Raw genomic sequence first — 2738 nt, forward strand, 5'->3', positions numbered from 1 at the left:
CGCCTCGAAGCAGCGAAAAAGGCCGGTCAGGTGCGTGAAGATGTGGATGCCGGGATGCTCGCCGACCAGTTCGTCGCCATGTCGTCGTACGCTGCACTGCTCGGTCGGCCGATGTTACCCGAGCGCATCGATATGACGGTGGATGTTCTGCTACGGGGCGTCGCCGTGCGGTGACGTCAGGGCGTCACAGGATCAGCACGGTTCCGATGATCGAGAGCACCAGGCCCGCGACCGCGAGGCCCTTGCCAGTGCCGATGCGCTTCGCCCGGCCGATTCCGTTGGCCGACATGATGATGCCGGCGACTCCCGCGGCCAGGCCCAGGAGGAACGGCAGGAAGATCGAGATGAGCCCGACGACGAACCCGCCGACGGCGATGCCGTTCGACTGGGGCTGCTGCGGTACGGGCGCGTAGCCGTAGGGGGCGTGCTGACCGTAGAGCGCGGGGGCCTGCGCCTGCGGGTGGGCGGGCACCATCTGGCCCGGCGCTGCATAGGGGTCCTGCGCGTAGGGCGGCTGCCCATAGGGCGACGGCGGGGAGTAAGGCTGCACCGGATAGTTCGGCGCCTGCTCGGCCGGCGCGGCATAGGGGTTCTGCGGTGCGGGCGGCAGATACGGGTTCGGGGCGGCCGCGGTGGGCGCAGCATCCGATGCTCCGAAAGCCGGCGGAGCCGGGTGCGCCGGCGGAATCACGATGATGTCGCCGGCCGGGGCCGGCGGGATCGGCGGAACCGGGGGAGTCGGGGTCTGAGCCACGGGCGGGGCCCCGTCGGGACGGGGCGGAATCTGCTCGGTCATGCGTTCTCCTCTTCGGCGCGCGGGGCCTCAGAGTGAGGCCGCCAGGCGTCCCGAGAATCGTAGCAACCGGCTCGGACGTCGGGGCGGCTAGCCTCGAGGGGTGTCGGTTCTCGCCCTGCGTTATGCGCTCGTCGCGCTCGCTCTGGTGTTCGTCTTCTCGAGCGTCTGGGCGTCGGCGAAGCGCCCGAGCCGTGACCGACAGCATCCGCATCGCTATCGTCAGCCGATCGCCGTCGCGATCATCGGCTGGCTGCTCGTCTCCGCAGGGTTCTTCATCGGCCTGACCTCGTTCACGGTGCGGGGTGCCTCGGAGCTGTGGCCCATGCGCATCACCGGTGTCGTCGCTGTGCTCGTGGGGGCTTTCTTCCTGATGATGCACCGGAACCGGTACGTCGAGCTCCGCCGGGACGGCGTGCGTTTCCGCACCGCTTTCGGACGCGTGCGCGAGATCGCCGTGGCCGACGCCGTCGAGGTGCGGATGCTGTCGGGGACGCGGCATCCGATGATCCAGGTGCGCTCGCGGCAGGGTGTGCGCCTGCGGGTGAATGCGCGCCGGTACCCGATCGGGGAAGTGTTCACCGTCGCGCGCTGAACCCGGTTAGCGTGGAGGCATGGAGAAGAGCAGCATCTGGACCTTCGTCGGCGTCGTCGTAGCCGTCATGATCGCGCTGGTGCTGGTGAACATCGTCTTCAGCATGCTCTGGTTCATCGTGAAGGCCGTCATCGTCGTGGTGGTCGCGATCGCCGTCTACGCGGTGCTACGCGGGGTGTTCAGTCGGCGGGAATGAACGCCGTCAGAGTCTGAGAGCAGGGATTCCTGCGCGTGATGCTGCGGCGTTCAGCTCGGCATCGAAGCACAGGATGCCTTCGACAGCGTCGCCGATGTGCACTGCGGTGGCGAGATGCAGCGCGTCAAGAGTGCGCAGCCCGCTGTGCAGGGCTATCGCCGTCGCCGCCACCTGGTCATCGAGTGCCACGAGAGCGACGCGCTCGATGACGTCGTTAGCAGCGTCGGTCGAGATCAAGCGACGGTCTGCGACAGCGTTCAGTTCGACGGCGAGCAGGGTTGAAGAGACCAACGCACTTTCGTGTGCGTCGAAGAACGCTCGCGTCTGAGCGGATTCTGGCTCGTCTATGAGGAGTTTCACCGCGGCCGACGTATCGAGGTAAATCACAGGCGATCCGAGCGCAGGTCGGCGAGAACCTCGTCAGATGTGACGGGCAGCGTGACGGGCCGTATCGAGAGTGGGCCGCGGCGCGTCGGCATGCGCACCTTGCCTCTGGCGATGAGGTCGTCCCAGGGGGACGGTTCCGGCGGTGAGAGCTGCGCGATCGGTCGGCCGCGGTCAGTGATGGTGAGGCGCTCTCCGGCCGCTACTCGTGCCAGCACCTTCGCGGTCTGCTGGTTGAGCTCAGTTTTCGTCACGATGCTCATATCCTGATCGTACGCCAGAACTACTAGAAGTAGTAGATAATGTGTGGTGTCGTAAGTTCAGCGCGCAGCGGGGCGCGTTCGCTGTCCTGTCGGGCAGCCGTGCCATGCTCTTCAACCCCCTGGTGATCTTTGAATTCATGATGCACGGGGTGCAGACATTGGCGCTCGTCAATGATGGTTGCGCCGTATGTGAAACACGGCGTCGGCCCCTCGCGATGCGCGAGAGGCCGACGGTGAATCACCGCTGGGTCAGTCGCCGACCTTCGCGACGAGGCGGCCGACGGCGGTGCCGTCGATGAGCTGCTGGATGCCGGCGGGGATCTCCTCGAAGTCGATCTCGGTGAGTGCGGGCTTGAGGTCGCCGGATGCCATGTAGCGCATGGTCTCTTCGATGTCTTCCTTGCTGCCGCCCATGGAGCCGTGCAGCTGCTTGCGGCCGAGGATGAGCGCGTAGGTGTCGATGGTCGATTCGAGCTTGCCCATGCCGACCTGCACGACGCGTCCGCC

5 protein-coding genes and 1 pseudogene are annotated in these 2738 nt (G+C 66.6%); 2 read left to right on the plus strand and 4 right to left on the minus strand.

The genetic code is table 11. The annotated features are described in order from the left end of the window. Nucleotides 1-184: 184 nt before the first annotated feature. Entirely contained in the window at nt 185-796 is a 612-nt protein-coding gene (locus Q0Z66_RS12410; RefSeq protein ID WP_298041622.1) for a hypothetical protein, read from the minus strand. 100 nt (nt 797-896) lie between these two features. On the opposite strand from Q0Z66_RS12410, the gene Q0Z66_RS12415 reads away from it, so the two are divergent. After that, nucleotides 897-1388, plus strand: a complete 492-nt coding sequence (locus Q0Z66_RS12415; RefSeq protein ID WP_298041625.1) for a hypothetical protein — start codon at nt 897-899, stop codon at nt 1386-1388. A gap of 19 nt (nt 1389-1407) precedes the next feature. Continuing rightward, nucleotides 1408-1584 carry a hypothetical protein gene (locus tag Q0Z66_RS12420; protein WP_298041627.1) on the plus strand — a complete coding sequence of 59 codons (177 nt, stop codon included), beginning with the start codon at nt 1408-1410 and terminating at the stop codon, nt 1582-1584. A gap of 6 nt (nt 1585-1590) precedes the next feature. Here the strand turns inward: Q0Z66_RS12420 and Q0Z66_RS12425 are convergent, their stop codons facing one another. From Q0Z66_RS12425 to Q0Z66_RS12435, 3 genes and pseudogenes are all read right to left on the minus strand, one after another. Continuing rightward, nucleotides 1591-1971: a type II toxin-antitoxin system VapC family toxin gene (locus Q0Z66_RS12425; RefSeq protein ID WP_298041629.1), complete on the minus strand. Its 381-nt coding sequence runs from the start codon at nt 1969-1971 to the stop codon at nt 1591-1593. Beyond that, nucleotides 1968-2231, minus strand: coding sequence for a type II toxin-antitoxin system Phd/YefM family antitoxin (locus Q0Z66_RS12430; protein WP_298041632.1), 264 nt, complete (start codon nt 2229-2231; stop codon nt 1968-1970). Before Q0Z66_RS12430 ends, Q0Z66_RS12425 begins: the two co-directional genes overlap by 4 nt. Nucleotides 2232-2480: 249 nt before the next feature. Continuing rightward, nucleotides 2481-2738: pseudogene (locus tag Q0Z66_RS12435) on the minus strand (alcohol dehydrogenase); the annotation flags it as partial.

It is taken from the genome of uncultured Microbacterium sp. (genome assembly GCF_947632095.1).
Lineage (GTDB): Bacteria > Actinomycetota > Actinomycetes > Actinomycetales > Microbacteriaceae > Microbacterium.